This window comes from Synechococcus sp. MIT S9503, assembly GCF_047304175.1.
In the GTDB taxonomy this organism is placed as follows: Bacteria; Cyanobacteriota; Cyanobacteriia; order PCC-6307; family Cyanobiaceae; genus Synechococcus_C.
This window is the reverse complement of sequence record NZ_CP138955.1, coordinates 1,094,465-1,113,180: the sequence shown is the minus strand read 5'-3', so window position 1 is coordinate 1,113,180 and position 18,716 is coordinate 1,094,465. Positions and strand designations below refer to the sequence as shown.

Here is an 18,716-nt window from a genome sequence, read left to right as displayed (position 1 = left end):
TTATCGATTGTGAATTGAATCCTCTGCATTGTGCAGGGGATTTTTTTATGGTCCGGTGCGTCTTGCGATCGCTGGGATCCTCACCAGGGCAGCAGCGTTCCGCTGGCGTGCCAGAAGCTTCCGCTGTTCTCAAGCGTCAGCGCATCAATCCGTGCAATCAGGCCCTGAACGGATTCCTCGGGACTGATTCCGCTGGGATTGAACTTGATCATCCTGGTCTTGACGAGCCCTGGATGGAGAATTGCCACGGCGATACCGCTGGTCTTCAGATCCACGGCAAGTGATTTTCCAGCGATGTTGAGCGCCACCTTCGACATCCTGTAACCGTAGGAACCGCCGGAGGTGTTGTCTTCAATCGAACCCATCCGACTGGTCATCAGCGCCAGTTTTGAGCCCTCAGGCATCAGTGGCACCAGAGCTCTTGCAAGCAGAAGAGGTGCGAGGGCATTCACCTCGAACTGCTGGCGGATGCTGTCGGGATCCAGGTCGTTCAATCCCATGGACTGAAGAATTCCCGCGTTGAGGATCACGCAGTCCAGTTTCTGATCGCCAAGCCCATTGACCAGAGCGGCAACGGAGTCAGCGCTGGTCAGTTCAATGCCTGATTCAATCCGCACCCCGAGGGCATCCAGCTCATCGCTGGACTGGCGGCAGACCGCAATCACCTGGTCTCCGCGACTGTGGAGCTGCCTGCAATAGGCCAGGCCGATTCCTCGGTTGGCACCGGTCACCAGATAAGTCGCCAATCGTCGTGCCGCTGCAGGTCACCATCCTGCCGTCAGCTCGTACGCTTTTCGTGTCCGGTGAACTGATTCGGCCGCTGCTGCGCGATTGTCATGGGCTTTGATCCGCGCCAGTGGTCTTCGTCGTCATCAGCGCGTGATGATCGCGATCGGCCAAAGCATTGTGAACGTGTCACCAGCAACGTGGAGGCGTTGCTGCGTGAAAACGATGCCTTGCGCAGAGAGGTGCGACGACTGCATCAGCAGCTCGATCGCCTGCATCGCCAGCACTGGAATCGCCCTCAGCGGGATCCTGATCGTGATCCGAGCCGGCAGCAGCCCTCGGCACGTGTGACACCCGAGCAGGTGCAGCTCTGGGGGGATTCGCTGGCGAAGCAGGCCGGCTGGGGCGTGCTGCGACAGCAGAGCCTTGAGGCGCTGATCGACCAGCTCAATCGCAGCAGCTTTCATCCACAGCTCAATCTGCGTCAGAGGCTCGACAGGATCGCCAGTGGTTTAGGAACCGATCTGCTCGCTGCAGTCGGGTCGCGATCCACCAAGAAAAAAGCTGCGGTGCTGGCAGCGTTTGCTCTTTACGGTGTGCGGGCCAGTGAATGGCTGGAAGAGGATCCTCGCCGTGTGGTTGCCGACCTGCGTCAACGCCAGCGTCACCAGCAGCACGGCGGCGGGGGACGGCGCACGCGGAGTGATCAACGCGCGACCGATCGTGACACCGATCGTGAAGCTGCGGGTGAGACACATGGCGGATCATGGGATCGCCGCCTTGAAGCGCTTTCGGTGCTTGGTTTGAGGGCGGGGGCATCCCAGGCGTCGATCAAGCAGGCATTCAGGAAGCTCGTTAAACAGCATCATCCCGACCTTGGTGGGTCGGCGGAGGCCTTTCGGCGTATCAACGAGGCTTATCAGTTGCTGATGACCTGAATCCAGGGAGCGTGCAAGGGCAGAATCACGCGGAATTAACACAGAGTGATAGCGAACGGTTGAGCATTGGTTGCTGCAAACCTCTTGCAAGTATCAGTGGCTTGCATTGCTCAAGTCGCGCATTATGCAATGTATTTGCATTTTTAAAGTTTACCAATCTGCAGTTGTATTTCATTTGCTATTAATCTCAGTTGCTGTTTTCCAGTCCGTTTCGCAGCGCGCAGATGTTGCCGTTCGATCTGCTGAGTCGCTATTGATTGGCTCTGGAACGTCAGGCAATTGGGAACGTGATTGGAAAGTTGATGGCAGAGCGTGATTTCTGGAAGCTGTTGCTTCTGCTCGGCGGGGTGTTTTTCCTCTTCGAGTTCCATGAGGTGGCCAGGGAGTCCAGTGACATGAATACCTGTGTGTCGATCACCAAAGATGCTCTCCTGGTGAAGGGTTTTGATCAGCCACGTTCACTTGCTGCGGCCGTGAGCCAATGCAATGGCAATCCTTATGAGCAGAAGGAATTGGAATCATGACCAAGGAAGACTGGATCCGCTTGGCAATGCCTGCATCAATCTGCCTGCTGGCAATGTCGATCTTCTCGATGCCGTTGCTGTCAAACGCAGTTCCAACCGAGATCACCGTGAAACAGGCGTGGGGCGACAGCTGGGACATCAGTTCGAAGTGATTCGCCTGTGAACTGATCTGTACTCTTCGATTGTCTCTGCACGGTCTGATGTTGCAGGCAGGCCCTACGCAAGTGAGGCCGGTGATGTCAAGAAGTCAGTTCTGATGCAGCTTTTGGCCGCGGTAAACGACTTTGTCTTTCAGATTGCGTTCAACTGCAGACTGGTTGACGACATACTGCTGACCTCTGTAAGTCAGAGTCATGAAGGTTCCTCGAAGCAAGCTCAGGTCCCGTTCCATGGCCTGTTCTCAGGTCATCGATGACTGGCTGCTGGCTGGTTGCATGCTTCATGTCGAGTGCATGCCGTTTCAGCCAGGCGAGCGCAGTGCGGCAATCAGGTTCTGCTGCATAAGATGAGCTGAGCTCGGGCGGAGAAATGAATCCCAAACAGGTGGGGGCTCTTCGGCGGGCCGTGATCTATTTTTTGGTGGGATACGGCGGTCTGGTCGTGATCAACAACAGCGGACTGGCTGCCGACCGCATGTGGCTGGCCTATCTGCCTCTGTTTGTGGGGGTGTATTTCTTCGCCCGCTGGGCTGACGCCCGGATCGCTGCATCCGGTCAGACCAAGGATGATTGAGCGGGGAGCGTTTGCAGGGTTCAGCTGCCCAGGCTGAAACGCACAATCAGGTCGTCATAGTCGCGATCGCCGCCTCCGTAGAGATCCTCCATGCCCCAGCCATTGGCGCCGAATCCGCAGAAATGTTCGAGCTTGTCGGGATTGGCCGCGGCAAAGGCGAAGTAGCTCTCACCACTTGTCTGATTGATGATCAGAGGTGCATAGATCGCGCCGCTGTCCAGGGTGATGCTGAAGGGAGCGATCATGGAGTTGGTCAACGCCAATCTGTTGTTGCTGATCAGGTCGGCACGACGGCCTGCTGCCTCGGCATATCCAGGTTCGCCGGGTTTGAGGATTGATCCGCTCAGGGGATCCACCACCGTGCCTTCGTTGTCGCTGACCGAATACCACTGAAGAATGCAGTCGTCTGCAGCTGATCGACTGAAGGAGCCTGTGACGACCACATCGTTCGCCGGGTCGGAGTTTCTGGTGTCGATCAGATCGATGGCGGACAGTTCGCTGCGGCCGCCCGGCAGATTGCTTGATGTGGAGGATGAAGCCTTGAAACTGCTGAAGAAGCGTCGGCCCTGAGGATCGCTGTAAGCCAGGATTTTCTGGCCTGTGAGCGTGTCTTCGACAGCCGTTCCCAACAGGCGACCCACAGGCCTGAGATCCCAGGGATTGCGCAGCACAGCACCATCGATCTCCACAAAGGTGACCTGCCTGGCACCGTCCAGATCGAAGCTGATCGGAATGCTGTGGTCCTGGCTGGGCACGGTGAAGGGTCCCGGAGCGGCACCGGGAGCATCGGGACTGTTGCCGGGCCCACCAGGGTTGTACACAGCGCTGTAGCCATTCGCGGATGGCATGCGCACGGCGCTGAGTGCCGTGATGGCAGTCAGATCACCTTCAAGGATGACGTCGTAGTAGTTGTCATGGTCCTCGACATAAGCCGCATTCACAGGAGTGCCTGCCGGTGCCAGATCAGCAAGGCCAACCACAGTGAGTGTGCCCCGATCCCCGATGGCATAGGGCGTTCCTGTTTCAGTGATCGTGATGCTCTCACCGTTTTGCGTGGTTGCCTTCAGCTGGAAAAACCGGCCGAAGTCATCCGGCATCAGGCTGGCGATGCCGTCCGGTGAAAACCCTGCGCTGGTGTAAAGCCGCAACCGGTACTGCGCCTGATCGCCGTAGGAATCGAAGCCACTGTTGTTCTGTGATGCGGCGCCAACGCCGATGGGCCCGCCTTCTCCCAGGTTGCTGTACCGATTGATCTTGGCGAACACCAGTCGAGGGCCGTTGCCTGCCACGTAGGAGTTGCTGCTGTTGATCGACAGCCCAACGGCGATCACCGGCCCTGATCTGCCAATCATCTGCAGCGGTGTGCCGTCGTTGACGATCGCAACCGAGGTCGGATAGCGGGCACCGGGACTGCCAGGGGTGGTGCGATTTCCGAAATCACCGGTGATCACCACTGTCTGCCGTTCGTTGTGCTCAAGATTCGGCAACAGACCCGCGACCTGGGGGGTCACCCTCGTGCCGTCACTGAGGGTCACCTCAAAGTCACTGCCGTCGGCATCCAGGGTGGTGGGAAGCACGGGAAAGCTGAACACCAGGGGCATGGTGTCGGCGCGCAGCAGGCTGGTGGCGTAAGTGCCGCTGGCACCCACCAGGCTCGCGGCGGATGTGAGTGCCCTGAGGGACGGGTTCAGAGCCGGATCAACGGTCTGCCAGGCCACATTGAATTCCGCAGCCGCCTGTTCCGCATCGGCACCCATCAGCCGTGGTACGCCCATGTATCCGTCGAAGCCGAAGTTGCCGGTCAGAAACGTCGCTTCGTCGCCGAAGAGATCAGCTCCGTAGACGATGGGTGTGAGCAGACTCGACGCCAGTGTTGATGTGTTGGCGATGTCGGCGTTGATGGTGTCGAGAAGTGGATCGGCCCACCTGGTGTAGACAAGCGCCATCGATGCAGCCGGGTTGGAGATCGAAGCTAGCCGGCCTCAGCGAACTCACCGGCCGCAGCGATCGGAATGTGCTGAAGCAGGACCGTTCGCCGATGACAGGACACAAAAAAACCTCCCGGGCATCTGCTCAGGAGGTTGCATCGAGCGATCCGGCGCAGGTGATGGAACTCAACCCAGTCCCAGAACTCCGAAGGTGATCTGGCTGACGATGCCGTGACCTGTTAGGGCTTCGGTGAGAACACCGACGACGAAGCCGAGCATGGCCACCCGACCGTTGAGCAGTTCCGCACGCACCATGCGCTCACCTTTGATCTGGCTGGCGGCTGCGTCCTGGTACCACTGGTCCTGGGCGGAGGTTGAGGAACTCATCGGTTCATTGCTTATTAAGCAACATTACGACGCTTTGTAACGGAATGCAACGCGGTCGGATCAACTGCGTCGTGAGGTGAAGCAATCCCAAGAATTTTCCGTTGCTTCTTCAACTGTCGATTTCCACCGAACAACGTGATGACAGATTCCTTGTGCAAGCTGTGTTTCAGATCGAAGAGCTGACTGATGCAGGCTGGCATCAGACCGACCTGCACCAGACCAGGGATCATGCTCTATGGCATGCAAGGTCGAAGAGCGATGCCGATGGTCACACCTACAGGGTGATCAGCAGGGAGTCCGGTCTGGTCTGCCTGATGACCCGAAACGGCAGTGAGTGCTGGGAACTCGACTGAATCTCCGCCGAACGGATCAGGTGGCTTCATTCCCAGGCCTCCGGCTCAGAGAGAGGCTGGAGGTATCCGTTCTTGTCGTAGCGCCGCACGATCTGATGGCACTGACCCTCGGGGGTGAGCCAGCGCAGTCCGCAGACCGTGTTGTCACCCATGTGCCGGTCTCGGGCATCGAGCAACAGCTCCACATGCGGCTCCGGCTGCCAGATCATCCAGTTGCCGTGTGCTCTGGTCGTGCACTGCAGCGGCTTCGCCGGCGCCACCGGTTCGCCGCCTGAGCGTGTCTCCACGATGTAGACGACCTGATCGAGACCATGAAATCCATGGCGTGCCACGATCCGCCGACGTTGATCGCCGTGAACGACGCTCAGCTCACCCGTCCAGGCGAGCGGAGTGATGGCGCTCGGGCCGAGTGACCAGGCGCCACCGGCATTCACCTGCATGGTGAACGGCACGTTCTCGAAATTCATCGCTCGCTGCTCGCCCGAGGCCAGGTAGGTGAGTTGGTTCTCGATCACGCCATCGCGTTCCTGCACCTCCAGCGATGTCGGGAAACGATCCTCCTCGCTGCCGTCGCTGCCAAGGCGGATGAAGCATCCCTGCCAATGTCCGCGGTTGTGCTGCAGCAGAGCGGCGCGGGGGTCGTGCATGGTCTCGTATCACTGAATCAGCCATCAATCGTGGCGGTCCCGCGCCACGGATGCGACCAGCTTCAGTACACGAAGGGAGGCAGATGGCTGTCTCCCTGGAGCAGACACTCACAGCGAAGCTCAGCACCCATGGAGCGAATCTCATCGACGGAGCCCACTCCGGTCAGACGCATGCCTCTTTCCAGCCCTTCGCGCAGGATCTCGAAGCTGCGTGTGAGACCGGCCTCTCCTCCTGCCCCGAGACCGGCAACCATGGCCCGACCGATGCCCACGGCCTGGATTCCATGGCTCAGGGCAATGAGGACGTCGGTGCCGCAACGGATTCCTCCATCCATCAGAAAGGTGAGCCTGGAGTTGCTCAGCTTGGGCATTTCGCTCTGAACCATGTGCAGGGTCGGTGGAACCCTGTCCATCTGCCGGCCCCCGTGGTTGGACCAGACGACTGCATCGGCCCCAACGTCTTCAGCACGCTTGGCGTCGTCGGCGCAGTGCACGCCTTTGATGATGATTGGACGATCCATGCCCCAGGCTTCGCGAATCCACTCGAAATCAGCCCAGGTCACGGCGGATGATGCGAGCTGGGAACCGATGTCGGTGAAAGGCATCGGCTCGCCCTTGTCATCGATGATGTTCACGAAGCGCATCACCCCTTCATCACCGAGGAGATCCGTGAGCCAGGGCAGTCGTGTGGACATCTGAGGCGCCAGCTGCAGCCGCCGCAGGATCCATTGCAGTCGCTGATTGCCGCTGAGCCCCTCCCAGGGATGCAGGGCCTGCAGTGGTTTCATCCGTTCATGCACACGCCGCTGGCCGGAGACACCCGTGTCGATGGTGAGAAACAGTGCGGTGAAACCCGCCTTTTTGGCCCGGTCAATCGCACGCAGGGCCGTGTCTCGCCCACCGCAGAGATACAACTGAAACCAGCACTGTTTCGAGGATGCTGCCGCGACCTCCTCCATGCGGGTTCCTGAAAGAGTTGAAAGGCCCATCACGGTGCCGAATTTGCCGGCCACGCGAGCAGCCACAGCATCCCCTTTGGGATAAATGGTGCGCAGGCTTCCCACTGGAGAGATGTACCAGGGAACGGCCAGCTCATGGCCAAGAACAGTTGTGCTGGTGTCGAGGGTCTCGAAACGGGTTGCGCCGCGCACGTTGAGAACCGTCTGTTGAAAGGCCTTCACATTGCCTTTGAGGGTGATCTCCTCATCGGCACCACCCACGAAATATTCAGCAACGATCGGCGGAACACGCCTGCGCATCCGCCTCCAGAGGTCTTCTGTGCACAGTGCATCCCGCAATTCAGAGCTGACTGTCATGACGTCGATGCGGTGGCCCCAGCTGTTGTTTCAATCAGCGAAGAGTACAAGCGCTGTTGCATGCGGATCCAAGTAGCTGGCAAGTCGTTTGGAATCCTTATCGACTGCTCGGTTCATGCGGAAGGCCGCCCCTTCCCGATGGAAGAGACGGCCTTCCTCGCTCGCTCGCGCATGATTTCACCCTGTCACGTCGGTATGAAAGGAGGAGGGTGAAGCGCTGACTGCGGCGTCCCTGGGGCCATGACGTCCAGAGGTGGGGCTGATGCGGATCCTGGGCACCTGTGGCGGTGCAGTGGAGTGTCGATCGACGTGGCGCGCCGGATGTCTGCCTGTCGAAGGACCAGCCTCACGGATGGGTGGAAACTGTTGGAGCAGGGGGCCGGAAAGTCAGGAGGCTTCTGCGATCTGGTTGGGTGGAGTGTCGGCTGTCATCAGCGCCTCCGATCTCGATGCCAACAGTTTTGGTCTCTGTGACTGCAAAGGCAATGAGCATGAAGGCGCATTGCCTCAGCCGGGGTTGAGAACGAAAGTCAGAACGGCGTGCGAACCGCCTAGTTCTCAAGGGTCTGATGCCATGGGCCTGCAACTCCAATCCGCCGACTTCGAGCATGAGGACGGCTTCACTTACCGCATCAGGCGTGAAGCACTGGACCAGGACTTCACGATCCACGTCAAACACGACGGCGACTGGGTCGACTGTGGTCTGGATCAAGCGGTCAAAGACCTTAATTTTGCGGAGTTCAAGCGCCTCGGACTGCTGATCAAAACGATCATGGATGCAGATCGCTGGGTCGCCTAGTCGACTGTTGCTGTCGGGAGAACCGTCCCTGCCCTGACGGTTCTCCTCCTTTCAGGATGCAGAGGTCAGGAGCAGGCTTGATGCGGTTGATGAGTTCATGAGAGCACGGTTCCCGGGGTTGATACCCCGGGAATTTTTTATGAGGCGCTGGTCTTTTTCAGAATCGGGAGGACATACCTAGGTTTTTCTGTCGACGACGCGTTTGCGCAGAGATTCGTACAGCCGATCAACCACATTGATCTTCATGCTCTTGACGGAGACGTTTAAGTAGGGAAACGAATCTCCCTTCCATGATTAAGGGCGCCCTGCACTTTCTGAAGTCGTTGATTGCCGGAAAAGCTGAACAACAAGCTTCCGCTGATCCCTCCCATTCGCTGAAGGAACGCACCATTCAGGCGGTTGAATCGGCAGACCCTGATCCGATTCACAAGGGTCCGCGTGGAGGTCTTTATCGCCTGGATGCCAAGGGGAGAAAGATCTATCTCAGCCAGAACTCGTCGTCGTCGGGCAAACCGCGCCGAGCCAGACGTCGCCGCCAACAGAGCTCAAAAGCCTCCTGACTGTTCAGGGGGAATCCGCGAGCGGCTTGATCAAGGGTCCGTATCGACACCAGCACTTCATCGTGCGCTGTTGATTCAGCTGCAGTTCCAATCCCTGCAGCAGACCATCCGTGATCTGCCGGAACCGAAGCTCGTTGAATACCTCGCCAAGGAAGACGCTCTCTTCGCCACCGAAGGGAGAATCAGGTGGCTTGAACGGCTGATTCAGGCGGCACTTCCCCTTCCCGGATGAACCTACTTCTGTCTTGAGAAGTGCAGGTGTGGTTATAAACGAGTTTTCAGGGGAGTGGCTAATTGACTGAAACGATTCCTAAGCCTTGCAGAAACCGGGCAAGGATTTAAAAATTAAATTGCAATCTTTAAATGCAAGACTTGATAAAAATAAACAGCTTTTAAAAATCCAGGTTGAGCATTTTTAAAAGCCATTCATGCCGTGATCTTGCAGTATTTTTTTCTTTCTATATTTTGCTGTCTATCTCATGAATATCAGAAGTTACGTCAATCATCTGATTTACTTCAAAGGCCTGTGAATCGTTGAGTGCTTGAAGATCTATACTTGAAAAGTACTGATTTTTTGTGAAAGGTCTCAGCGAGTTTGCTGGATCAGATCACTGATGAGGCTTTCTCATTGCACAAAATTGAAAAGATTCAGATGATTTCAAGCAACACCGCGCTGTGCGTCCAGCATTGGCATAGTTTTTGAAAATATGTTGTTCCAGCTTCCCAGGCTGAAATCGCCGGTTCTGATTGCGGCTGTGATGCTGCTGTGTGGTTGTGCCAGAACGACATCCGAAGGAATACCGAACCTCTCCGAGTATGGAAATCAGGTTCAGAAAGATAACCATTTCAATCTGGATTTAAGGGGTAATGAAAGTCATGATCGTCCTGCTGGAACACTTGTAATCTGGACGCCTGAATATCAGGGGATGAATCCATTTATCCAGAAGATGATCGACTCTACGATTGCGAATTTAGTGAGTCGCTTTGAATCTGATTATTCAACTATAAAAGTGATTTGGGAAAAATACTCTGATTCACACATTTACAAGAGGTATTCTCAGGAAATTTCCAGCGGATTAGGTCCGGATGTTCTTCTTTCTCATAATTTTATGATATCTCAGCTAGGAAAAAGGGGTGATATACAAAACGTCAAAGCGGATTTCTCGGGACTCAGGTATACGAGAAAAAAATTGCTTAAGTCATTGAAAGTTGATGGTAAACTTTATGCAATACCATTCATTGTGAATGTTCAGCTGCTTTGTTTTGATAAGCGAAAAATTTCCACCGCACCAGAATCACTGGATAAGTTAGTAGCACTATCAAAATCTGGTATTTCAGTTGCGATTGGTGGAAATTTTTTGGATAAAATGTGGGGATTGTCAGGTTTAAAAATTACATCACTAAATAGTGAGATAACGTCTCAGGCTGCTTTTAAAGATGGCTTGACTCGATGGATAGTCTCGTTGAAAACTATGGATTTGGAGCCTAATCTGGCTCTTTTCAAAAATACAGCAGTCATGACAGAATATTTCTCAAAGGGAAAGATCAGTATTATGAATTGCACCTCCATTGATCTACCACTGTTACGTGAAAAGATTGGATCAGAAAATTTAGGAGTCGCTCCCCTTCCCACTATCAATGGTCAGCCTGCGACTCCACGACTTACAGGCGCCTCATTTGTCTTTAATCCTTTTATGAGTGAGAACCAAAAAAATCTTGCTCATCGTTTTGTATCTTTTGCTGTCAGCACAGATCAACAACAGCAGATTGCCATCAATTGGAATTCTATATTGCCAGTTAATACTAATAGCGACTTCAGTAATCAGCTATTTCCTGTGTATAGAGATTCTGAATATTCTTTAGCGAACTCATTTATGTTAACCAGTCATGAATTTGAGATTTTAGCAAAAAAATTCAACACGATTCAAACTTTGTTTGAGGATGCAACCTCTGGCCTGATGGATCCAGATGTTGCCAGTCAAGATATTGTCAATCAGCTCTCGGTAAAACAATGACAACATCTAACCAAATCAATTTTGATCCTCTATCTCTTTTTTTTAGTGAACTTCTACATGCGCTTGCGAGGCCAGCTGTAGGCCTTCAAATTGCCTTGATTTTCACAAGTCTACTTGTAAGTACGGTGAGTGTTGTAAGGCTTAAACGAGGCATAAAAGTTTTTCGCTTTGAGTTTAATCAGAGGGCAAATATATCTGTTTTCAGTCTGTTGATAATTGGAATATCTTATGCGGTGCTTGCTATTGCCAAAAGCCCTAGTGGATTGATCAAAGAAACTGGCTTTTTGTTGATCTTGTTTTTAGCGTTTTCGCTGCTATTTCAAGCTCTCGTTCAATTCACAAAACCATCTAAAATGTTTATCATAAAAGGTTATCGAGATAAATTATTTTTACCCTCTTTTGTTGTTTACACCCTGTTTGTTATCACTCAAACGTTTGGCGATCCTGCTTCGCTTTTCTACACATCATTGGTTGAACTGTTTGGCACATCGTTCAATTTACTGGATTTAATTTTGTTCAGTATTGGCTTGTTGCTTTGGGTCAATTTTTCGACATTGACGACGCAGACCATTGAGTGGTTGTTTGGCTTTGAAAAGAATAAAAGTCGAGAGGTTTCAAAGGCTATATACACTTTAACTCGATATGGTTTGATTGGATTCGGGGTTTTTGTAATTATTGGATTAATCGGAATTAATCCCACTGTTTTTGGCTTGATTACCGGGGGGCTTTCCGTGGGCGTTGGTCTTGGATTGAAGGAAATAGTTAGTAATTTTGCAAGTGGTATCTGGCTTTTGCTGGAAGGGTCAACCAAGCCGGGTGATGTCATTAATTTGAATCTGCTTGATAATTCTTCAGAGCCTTTCCAGATTGCAGAAATCACTGATTGTGGCCTCCGGGCCGTTACGGTTATCAACTCCGGCGATCACTCAGAAAGAATTATACCCAATAATCTATTTTTCACTAACCAGATAACAACCTATACTAAAAAGCACAATATCATCGCTAGAAAGTCATACTTCGGAGTTAGTTACGGTGCTGATCCAAATTTAGTTATTAAATTTATAACTCCTGCAGTTGCAGCGCATCCAGATGTGCTTGCTTCGCCTCCTCCTTCGACTGTATTCATTCAGTTCGGAGATTCGAGCCTCGATTTCTATACTAAATTTTTCATCAAAGATGTTGCGAGTGGTATTCGGGTAACTGGTGACGTGAATCTCATTATTTGGAGTGTTCTTAAAGAGAATAATATTGAAATACCATTCCCTCAAAGAACGCTTCATTTGCCTGATGTTGTTCAGATGTCCGAATCAGACGATTCTTTCTCTGGGTGATTTGTGCGATCGGTTGAATGTTTTGTGCAGGATGTGGGTTGAGGCTGGTTACTCTCCTCAAAAGTCAATCGGCCTCGATCATTTGTTGTGCATGGTCATCAACCGAGTCATCATTTCTCCACCCTGTGTTTTTGCCACCATGTTGAGGATTGGCCTGTGAATCAGCCTTTGCATGACCTGCTGTCGTTCGAATGGTGTCTGTTGACTTGATGGCTTGATTCTCTCCAGTCTTCTTTTTCCATAGGCCTTCATCGGCATCAGTTTCGATTCAGATAGACCTCAGTCATCAGATCTCAATGCATCATGACCTTGTTGTGGGTGCAGCGTTTTTGAGCCCGGGGCTGTAGCAGCTGTCGCAACCATCGTCCCTCGCGATTGATCAGGTGTCTTGATCCGCTCAATCGCTGCGTGCGATTCAGTCACTGCCTTCGATCCTGCCTGTCGCGATCCTGTTCCGAGGATTTCGTCGGAACAGATCTGAGCTCAGAACCAGCGCTCCGATGAATCCAAGAAACTGCACCATGACCACCGATGGGCCTGAAGGCAGGTTGGTGAGTCCTGAAGCCAGCAGGCCGAGCAGTGCGCAGCTGCCACCAAGTGTCGCTGATACAAACATGTAGAGCGGGAAGCGGCGGCAGAGCAGACGGCCGGCACAGGCTGGAATCACCACGAAGGCGCTGATCAGCAGCACGCCGACCGCCTTGATCGACACCGCCACAACGACGGCGAGCAGCACAATGAAGGCCAGCCGGTGCCACCGGGTCTGCACACCGACCGCACCGGCAAGATCCTGATTGAGAGTGAGCAGCACCTGAGCGCGCAGGCTCAGGCTCAGATAGATCAGGGCCGCTGCCAGCAGCAGACCGATCACGATCAGATCAAGGCTGCTGACTCCGAGAATGTCTCCGAACAGCAGCTGACGAATGCCTCCGCGGTAAGACTCCACCAGGCTCAGAAACAGAATCGCCGCCGCCAGAGAGGTTGAGTAGACGATGTTCAGCAATGCGTCGGTGGGCAGAGAGCTGCGTTCAACCAGCTGATTCACCAGGATCGCGAAGACCACGGCGAAGGGAATCAGCACCAGGGTGGGATTGACGCCGAGCAGAATTCCCAGCGTGATGCCCAGCAGGGCCGAGTGACCCAGCGCATCACTGAAGAACGACAGTTCTCTGAGCACGGCAACGCTGCCGAGCAGTCCACCCAGGGATCCCGTGAGCAGCCCCCCCACCAGCGCTCGCTGCATGAACGGTTCGGCCAGCACCAGAGTCAGTGACTGGGCGTCAACCATGGCACTGGTGGCGGTAGGGCACCACGTTCGGTCCGTAGAGGTCGGTCAATCGTTCAGGCGTCAGCATGTGATCGGGAGGTCCACTGCAACAGAGACGTCTGTTGAGGCAGAGCACCTGGTCGCTGCTGCGACGCACCATATCGAGATCATGCGAGACATGCAGAACGGTCCATCCCTCCTGCCGTCTCAATTCGAGCAGCAGCTGCTGAAAGCGTTCATTCGAGGGCACATCAAGGCCGGCCTGTGCTTCATCAAGCACCAGCAACTGGCGCGGTCGAACAACGCAGAATGACAGCATCACACGCTTGAGCTGGCCGCCTGACAGCTCACTGAGCAGACGGTTTCTCAGATCAAGACATCCGGTTCTCTCCAGAGCCTGTTCAACCGCCTTCTGCCGTTCACTTTGATGACTCCACGGCCAGCGGGGGCCGGGAGGGTCGAAGCCGAATCCGACGAACTCCGACACGGTCAGGGGAAAATGCCCCTGCAATGACAGGCTCTGGGGCACGTAGGCGATCTGAGATCGGATGGCGCCCGACAGGTAGCCGTTGTTCGACAGGGGCTTTCCAAGAATCTGGATGTCACCTGCGGCGCGTGGCAGCAACCCGAGGATGGCGGCAACCAGAGTGCTTTTGCCGGCTCCGTTGGGGCCCACCACAGCGGTCTCGCTCTCACTCTGGAGTTCGAACGAGACCTTTTCAACGGCTAGGCGACCTGAACGTTCGACCGACAGATCGCTTACCACCAGAACCGGACTGTGTTTCAAACGTCAGTCCCCGATGGCCTTGACCAGATTGTTGACGTTGGAGCGCATCACCTCGAAGTAGGTATCCGGCAGCTTGGCTGACTCGGCTGAGCCGGTCTCAAGCGGATTGAATTCAACGATATTCACACCCAGGTCCTTCGCCAAGGCATTGAAGGAACGATTGCCCTCCTGAGGTTCGGTCAGCAGGGCCTTCAAGCCGGAGTTCTTGACCTGCGCCGACACGCGCTGAAGATCGGCGGGGCTCGGATTCATCTCAGGCAGATCCACGAGGAATTCGGCCTTGAGTGAATAACGATTGGCGAAATAAGTCGCAAAGTCGTGAAATGCCACAAACGTTTTACCGCTGTATGGCTTCAACTTGGTTGTGAATTCCGTATTCAGCTCTTTTAACTTTGCCGTGTAATTTGCGGCGTTTGTTGTATACCCATCGGTGCAGCTTGGGTCGGCCGCAATCAGGCCGTCACGGATGTTCTCAACCTGCTTGGCTGCGCGCACGGGATCCAGCCAGACGTGGGGATCGTATTCACCATGGCTGTGTCCATGACCATGGTCATCCTCCTCATGGTCGTCGTGATGATCGTCATGGTGGTCATCGTGGTGATCGTCATGATGAGCTTCGTCATGATGACCGCCCCCAGCCGCTTTGATGGTGGCAATTCCGCTGCTGGAATCGATCACCTTCAGGTTCTTGTTGTCAGCGGAGCTGATCAAATCATCCAGGAATTCCTCGATCTCGAGCCCGTTCTTGACCAGAACCGCGGCGCTGCCGAGGTCAGCGAGATCGGAGGGTGTGGCCTGAAAATCATGGGGCCCCAGATTGGGCGGAATCAATGCTGTGACTTCAGCACAATCACCCGCGACCGCTTCCGTGAACAGTGTGATCGGAAGGAACGTGGTGACGACCTTCAAACCTTTGTTCTGACTTGCGTTGTTGTTTTCGGCGCCGGGCGATCCACAGGCGACCAGCCCAACCAGGAGAGAGATTGCGCCCAGACGCGAGAACACAGATTTCATACGTGTGTGTAAACCGGAAAGATGGGGTGAAGCTCAGAGCGCGCCTCGGCGCTCTTTCTCGAAGAATGATAATCATTCTCGCGAGCTTGGGCCACGATCCTTAGCCTTGAATTCTTGCTCCGGCGCGAAATGACGTATCAAAAAGTACCCGTGACAATCCTGACGGGTTATCTGGGTTCAGGCAAAACAACGTTGCTGAACAAAATTCTGAGTGAGGAGCACGGCAAAAAAATTGCTGTGATCGAAAATGAATACGGAGAGGTTGGTATTGATCAGGGTCTTGTCATCGATGCCGATGAAGAAGTCTTTGAAATGTCCAATGGCTGTATCTGCTGCACCGTTCGGGGCGATCTGATCAGAGTGCTTGGCAACCTGATGAAGCGGCGGGACAAATTTGATTACGTGCTGGTGGAAACAACCGGTCTTGCCGATCCGGGGCCGGTTGCACAGACGTTTTTCATGGATGATGAAATCCGGGCTGAATTCACTCTCGACGGCATCGTCACGTTGATTGATGCCGCTCACATCGATCAGCAGCTGGAGCGCAGCAATGAAAGTTCCGAACAGGTGGCTTTCGCCGACGTTCTGATCCTCAACAAATCGGATCTTGTGCAGGAAGATGCACTGGTCAAACTGGAATCGCGTCTGCGGGACATGAACACCATGGCCCGCGTTGTCCGCAGCACGAACGCCGATGTGCCGGTCGAAACCGTTCTGAATCTGAGCGCCTTCGATCTCGATCAGATACTTGAGCGTCGTCCCACATTTCTTGAACCGGAATATCCCTTTGAGTGGTCCGGCGTCTACCAGTTGGAGCCCGGTCGTTATGAGATGACTCTCGAGGATGGCCCCGATCCGGCCATGTCACTTGTTGCCATTCCGGGGCAACAGTCTGATGAAGAGTCGTTGAAGCAAAGCGCGGAACAATGCGTGCGGCTGTTTGCACTTCCCGCCAGATCACTCAAGCCCGGCGATTCCATTGCCGCCAATCAGCATCTCAATCTTGAACTGGATACCAGTGGCAGAAAATCCTTTGTCTTCGATGTGAACAGCGCGCAGACCATGGGTTTCTATGCCCAGCACACCGCTGAGGAATTTGATCTCAGGATCATGCCTGCAGACCGTGATGCTCCCGTGAGCCCGATCAAGGAACGCGTGTGGGTTGCAGAGCACGAACACGACGATGAAGTGGGATCAATGGCGATTGAGCGAACGGGAAATGTCGACCCTGAGAAACTCAATCAATGGATTGGCACGCTCCTTGCTGAAAAAGGAGTCGACATCTTCCGCACCAAAGGCTTCATCAGCTATGCGAATGAACCACGTCGAATCGTCTTCCAGGGTGTTCACATGTTGTTCACCGCTCAGCCGGGCACCGAGTGGGGTGATGAACCCCGGCGTAATCAACTCGTGTTCATCGGCCGAAATCTCGATGAAGAGCAGATGCGTAAGGACTTTGATCAATGTCTGATCTGAAGGCCTTTGCACCTCAGGGCATGCTCCATGAAGGCTGGATCGCCCAGGTGGATGACTATGCGCTGGACTGCGGCTGGACGGATGCCGGCAGACATCTTCTGGTCGCCGATGTTGCCGGTGGTCTTTCCCTGTTTTCCGGAGAGAGCGGTGAACTGATCTGGCAGAAACAGGAACTGCATCAGGGAGGGTTGCTGGCCCTGGCGATTCATCCGAACGGTGATCGATTTGCCACTTCGGGCCAGGACGGATCTGTGCAGATCTGGACCTGCTCAGAGGGTGAACTGCTTCATTCCCTTCAGCCTGGAAAAGCCTGGGTCGAACACCTGGCCTGGTCAAAGGACGGTCATCATCTCGCGGTTGCAGCGTCGAAAACCGTTCACATCTACAGGCATGACGGCAGCGAGCGCTGGCGTACCGAGCAACACCCCAGCACTGTCAGCGCCGTTTCCTGGTCAAAGCCCGATGAACTGGCCACGGCCTGCTACGGCCAGGTCGCCTTTTACGACATCACCAGACAACAGATTGGCCAGAAACTGCAGTGGCAGGGATCACTGATTTCGATGGTGCTGAGCCCCGGCGGCGACATCGTGGCCTGCGGCAGCCAGGACAATTCAGTGCATTTCTGGCGGCGGTCGACTGGTCTGGATGCCGAGATGACAGGCTATCCGGGCAAACCCAGTCAGCTGGCGTTTGATCAGAGCGGCCGCTTTCTCGCCACCGGTGGCAGCGATCAGATCATCGTCTGGAATTTTCAGGGAGAAGGTCCCGAGGGTTCATTGCCCGGACAGCTGGTTCTGCATCCTGAACCCATCTCCACGCTGGCCTTTGCCCATGAGGGGCTGATTCTTGCTTCAGGTTCACGCGATGGGTCGGTGTTCGTCTGGCTGCTGGATCAGAACGGTGACGGCAATCCACTCGGGGGTGGATTCACCGGTGAACGCATCAGCTCGCTCAGCTGGCATCCGGATGACACCGCTGTGGCGGCGATCGATGCCAATGGAGGTGTGGCTGTTTGGCCGTTCAAAATTCGTGGGTGATGATTGTCGTTAGTGCGCCGGCGCACACCGCGGGGCATGTTTGAAATTCCCAGGCCCGTTCAACGCAGCAGGATCCGGCAGCTGCTTGGTCGGGAGTTTCACATCGCAAGGAGAAAGATCAACTGGATCACGGGCGGACGGACATGGGCGACGCGTTCGATCGCTCCGATGACCAGCCATTCGAAATTCAGGCACCAGTCATTGATCCTCCGCCCCCTCCGTGGAGTTGACCTGCAGCTCCAGCACAACAAGCGCCGGAATCTGGAACTGGCCATCGCCAGGATGGAGGGCGTGGTGATCCGGCCTGGCGAAACATTCTCCGTATGGAAACTGGTGGGACGTCCCACCCGCCGAAAGGGTTATCTGGATGGCCTGGTGCTGAAGCAGGGAACGATTTCCCAGGGCCCGGGAGGAGGGCTGTGCCAGCTGGGCAATCTGTTGTTCTGGATCGCAGGGCACAGCCCTCTCACGATCACAGAGCGCTGGAGGCACGGATTCGATGTGTTCCCCGACGTGAACCGATCCATTCCCTTCGGAGCAGGGGCAACACTGGCGTACAACTACGTCGACCTGCAGTTGACGAACCACACGCCGTATTGCTTCCGCATCCAGCTGTGGCTGGATGACACGCATCTGCAGGGTGAACTCCTCTGTGACACGGATTACCTATTCACCTACAGGCTGGAGGAGCGTCATCACCGGATCAAGCAACAGGTCTGGGGCGGTTACTCCAGGCACAATCAGATTGTCCAGATCCGACGCAACAGAGATGGTTCCTGCTCGGAGAAGCTGCTGGTGGAGAACCACGCGCTGATGATGTATGAGCCCCTGTTGACTGCTGCTTGAGCAAAGCTTCTGCCGTGGCTAGCTAGTTGAGTG

General features: G+C 54.6%; 22 protein-coding genes. 13 read left to right on the top strand and 9 right to left on the bottom strand.

Annotated features, from left to right (window positions below):
• Positions 1-80 precede the first annotated feature (80 nt).
• On the bottom strand, positions 81-746 hold the full coding sequence (locus SIB56_RS06260; RefSeq protein WP_413326504.1) for an SDR family oxidoreductase: 666 nt from the start codon (positions 744-746) through the stop codon (positions 81-83).
• A 90-nt stretch (positions 747-836) separates the two neighbouring features.
• Between SIB56_RS06260 and SIB56_RS06255 the strand changes: the two genes are divergently transcribed.
• The 3 genes from SIB56_RS06255 (at position 837) to SIB56_RS06245 (ending at position 2,351) form a co-directional block, all read left to right on the top strand.
• Entirely contained in the window at positions 837-1,664 is an 828-nt protein-coding gene (locus SIB56_RS06255) for a DnaJ domain-containing protein (RefSeq protein ID WP_413326501.1), read from the top strand.
• A gap of 302 nt (positions 1,665-1,966) precedes the next feature.
• Complete coding sequence (locus SIB56_RS06250; protein ID WP_413326498.1) at positions 1,967-2,188, top strand: hypothetical protein; 222 nt, start codon at positions 1,967-1,969, stop codon at positions 2,186-2,188.
• Positions 2,163-2,351, top strand: a complete 189-nt coding sequence (locus SIB56_RS06245; protein ID WP_413326496.1) for a hypothetical protein — start codon at positions 2,163-2,165, stop codon at positions 2,349-2,351. Before SIB56_RS06250 ends, SIB56_RS06245 begins: the two co-directional genes overlap by 26 nt.
• 84 nt (positions 2,352-2,435) lie before the next feature.
• Here SIB56_RS06245 and SIB56_RS06240 read toward each other — a convergent pair whose 3' ends face one another.
• Positions 2,436-2,543 (bottom strand): DUF4278 domain-containing protein, encoded by a 108-nt coding sequence (locus SIB56_RS06240; RefSeq protein ID WP_413326494.1) that lies wholly within the window; start codon positions 2,541-2,543, stop codon positions 2,436-2,438.
• A 173-nt stretch (positions 2,544-2,716) separates the two neighbouring features.
• On the opposite strand from SIB56_RS06240, the gene SIB56_RS06235 reads away from it, so the two are divergent.
• Entirely contained in the window at positions 2,717-2,920 is a 204-nt protein-coding gene (locus SIB56_RS06235) for a hypothetical protein (RefSeq protein WP_413326492.1), read from the top strand.
• Between the two features lie 20 nt (positions 2,921-2,940).
• On the opposite strand, the gene SIB56_RS06230 is transcribed toward SIB56_RS06235, so the two are convergent.
• Positions 2,941-4,866 carry a DUF4114 domain-containing protein gene (locus tag SIB56_RS06230; protein WP_413326490.1) on the bottom strand — a complete coding sequence of 642 codons (1,926 nt, stop codon included), beginning with the start codon at positions 4,864-4,866 and terminating at the stop codon, positions 2,941-2,943.
• Positions 4,867-5,034: 168 nt separating this feature from the next.
• Positions 5,035-5,235: a chlorophyll a/b-binding protein gene (locus tag SIB56_RS06225; RefSeq protein WP_413326488.1), complete on the bottom strand. Its 201-nt coding sequence runs from the start codon at positions 5,233-5,235 to the stop codon at positions 5,035-5,037.
• Positions 5,236-5,336: 101 nt separating this feature from the next.
• Between SIB56_RS06225 and SIB56_RS06220 the strand changes: the two genes are divergently transcribed.
• The gene (locus SIB56_RS06220) at positions 5,337-5,588 is read left to right on the top strand and encodes a hypothetical protein (protein WP_413326487.1); all 252 of its coding nucleotides are present in this window, start codon (positions 5,337-5,339) and stop codon (positions 5,586-5,588) included.
• 26 nt (positions 5,589-5,614) lie between these two features.
• On the opposite strand, the gene SIB56_RS06215 is transcribed toward SIB56_RS06220, so the two are convergent.
• Together SIB56_RS06215 and SIB56_RS06210 are read right to left on the bottom strand one after the other, a co-directional pair.
• Positions 5,615-6,235, bottom strand: a complete 621-nt coding sequence (locus SIB56_RS06215; protein ID WP_413326485.1) for a DUF3598 family protein — start codon at positions 6,233-6,235, stop codon at positions 5,615-5,617.
• Between the two features lie 62 nt (positions 6,236-6,297).
• Complete coding sequence (locus SIB56_RS06210) at positions 6,298-7,551, bottom strand: alpha-hydroxy acid oxidase (RefSeq protein ID WP_413326483.1); 1,254 nt, start codon at positions 7,549-7,551, stop codon at positions 6,298-6,300.
• Between the two features lie 574 nt (positions 7,552-8,125).
• Between SIB56_RS06210 and SIB56_RS06205 the strand changes: the two genes are divergently transcribed.
• From SIB56_RS06205 to SIB56_RS06185, 5 genes are all read left to right on the top strand, one after another.
• Positions 8,126-8,350, top strand: coding sequence for a hypothetical protein (locus SIB56_RS06205; RefSeq protein ID WP_413327171.1), 225 nt, complete (start codon positions 8,126-8,128; stop codon positions 8,348-8,350).
• Positions 8,351-8,640: 290 nt separating this feature from the next.
• Positions 8,641-8,910 carry a hypothetical protein gene (locus tag SIB56_RS06200; protein ID WP_413326481.1) on the top strand — a complete coding sequence of 90 codons (270 nt, stop codon included), beginning with the start codon at positions 8,641-8,643 and terminating at the stop codon, positions 8,908-8,910.
• Between the two features lie 70 nt (positions 8,911-8,980).
• Positions 8,981-9,142, top strand: a complete 162-nt coding sequence (locus SIB56_RS06195; protein ID WP_413326479.1) for a hypothetical protein — start codon at positions 8,981-8,983, stop codon at positions 9,140-9,142.
• Positions 9,143-9,620: 478 nt separating this feature from the next.
• Positions 9,621-10,925, top strand: coding sequence for an extracellular solute-binding protein (locus SIB56_RS06190; RefSeq protein WP_413326477.1), 1,305 nt, complete (start codon positions 9,621-9,623; stop codon positions 10,923-10,925).
• Positions 10,922-12,256, top strand: coding sequence for a mechanosensitive ion channel family protein (locus SIB56_RS06185; RefSeq protein WP_413326475.1), 1,335 nt, complete (start codon positions 10,922-10,924; stop codon positions 12,254-12,256). The genes SIB56_RS06190 and SIB56_RS06185 overlap by 4 nt, the downstream gene beginning before the upstream one ends.
• Positions 12,257-12,671: 415 nt before the next feature.
• On the opposite strand, the gene SIB56_RS06180 is transcribed toward SIB56_RS06185, so the two are convergent.
• From SIB56_RS06180 to SIB56_RS06170, 3 genes are read right to left on the bottom strand one after another with little or no spacing between them, the layout of a single operon-like run.
• On the bottom strand, positions 12,672-13,544 hold the full coding sequence (locus tag SIB56_RS06180) for a metal ABC transporter permease (RefSeq protein WP_413326473.1): 873 nt from the start codon (positions 13,542-13,544) through the stop codon (positions 12,672-12,674).
• Positions 13,537-14,310, bottom strand: coding sequence for a metal ABC transporter ATP-binding protein (locus SIB56_RS06175; protein ID WP_413326471.1), 774 nt, complete (start codon positions 14,308-14,310; stop codon positions 13,537-13,539). The genes SIB56_RS06180 and SIB56_RS06175 overlap by 8 nt, the downstream gene beginning before the upstream one ends.
• 3 nt (positions 14,311-14,313) lie before the next feature.
• Positions 14,314-15,324 (bottom strand): metal ABC transporter solute-binding protein, Zn/Mn family, encoded by a 1,011-nt coding sequence (locus SIB56_RS06170; RefSeq protein WP_413326469.1) that lies wholly within the window; start codon positions 15,322-15,324, stop codon positions 14,314-14,316.
• 129 nt (positions 15,325-15,453) lie between these two features.
• On the opposite strand from SIB56_RS06170, the gene SIB56_RS06165 reads away from it, so the two are divergent.
• From SIB56_RS06165 to SIB56_RS06155, 3 genes are read left to right on the top strand one after another with little or no spacing between them, the layout of a single operon-like run.
• Positions 15,454-16,800: a CobW family GTP-binding protein gene (locus SIB56_RS06165; RefSeq protein ID WP_413326467.1), complete on the top strand. Its 1,347-nt coding sequence runs from the start codon at positions 15,454-15,456 to the stop codon at positions 16,798-16,800.
• Positions 16,788-17,837 (top strand): WD40 repeat domain-containing protein, encoded by a 1,050-nt coding sequence (locus SIB56_RS06160; protein ID WP_413326465.1) that lies wholly within the window; start codon positions 16,788-16,790, stop codon positions 17,835-17,837. The genes SIB56_RS06165 and SIB56_RS06160 overlap by 13 nt, the downstream gene beginning before the upstream one ends.
• A gap of 36 nt (positions 17,838-17,873) precedes the next feature.
• Entirely contained in the window at positions 17,874-18,683 is an 810-nt protein-coding gene (locus tag SIB56_RS06155; RefSeq protein WP_413326463.1) for a VanW family protein, read from the top strand.
• Positions 18,684-18,716 lie beyond the last annotated feature (33 nt).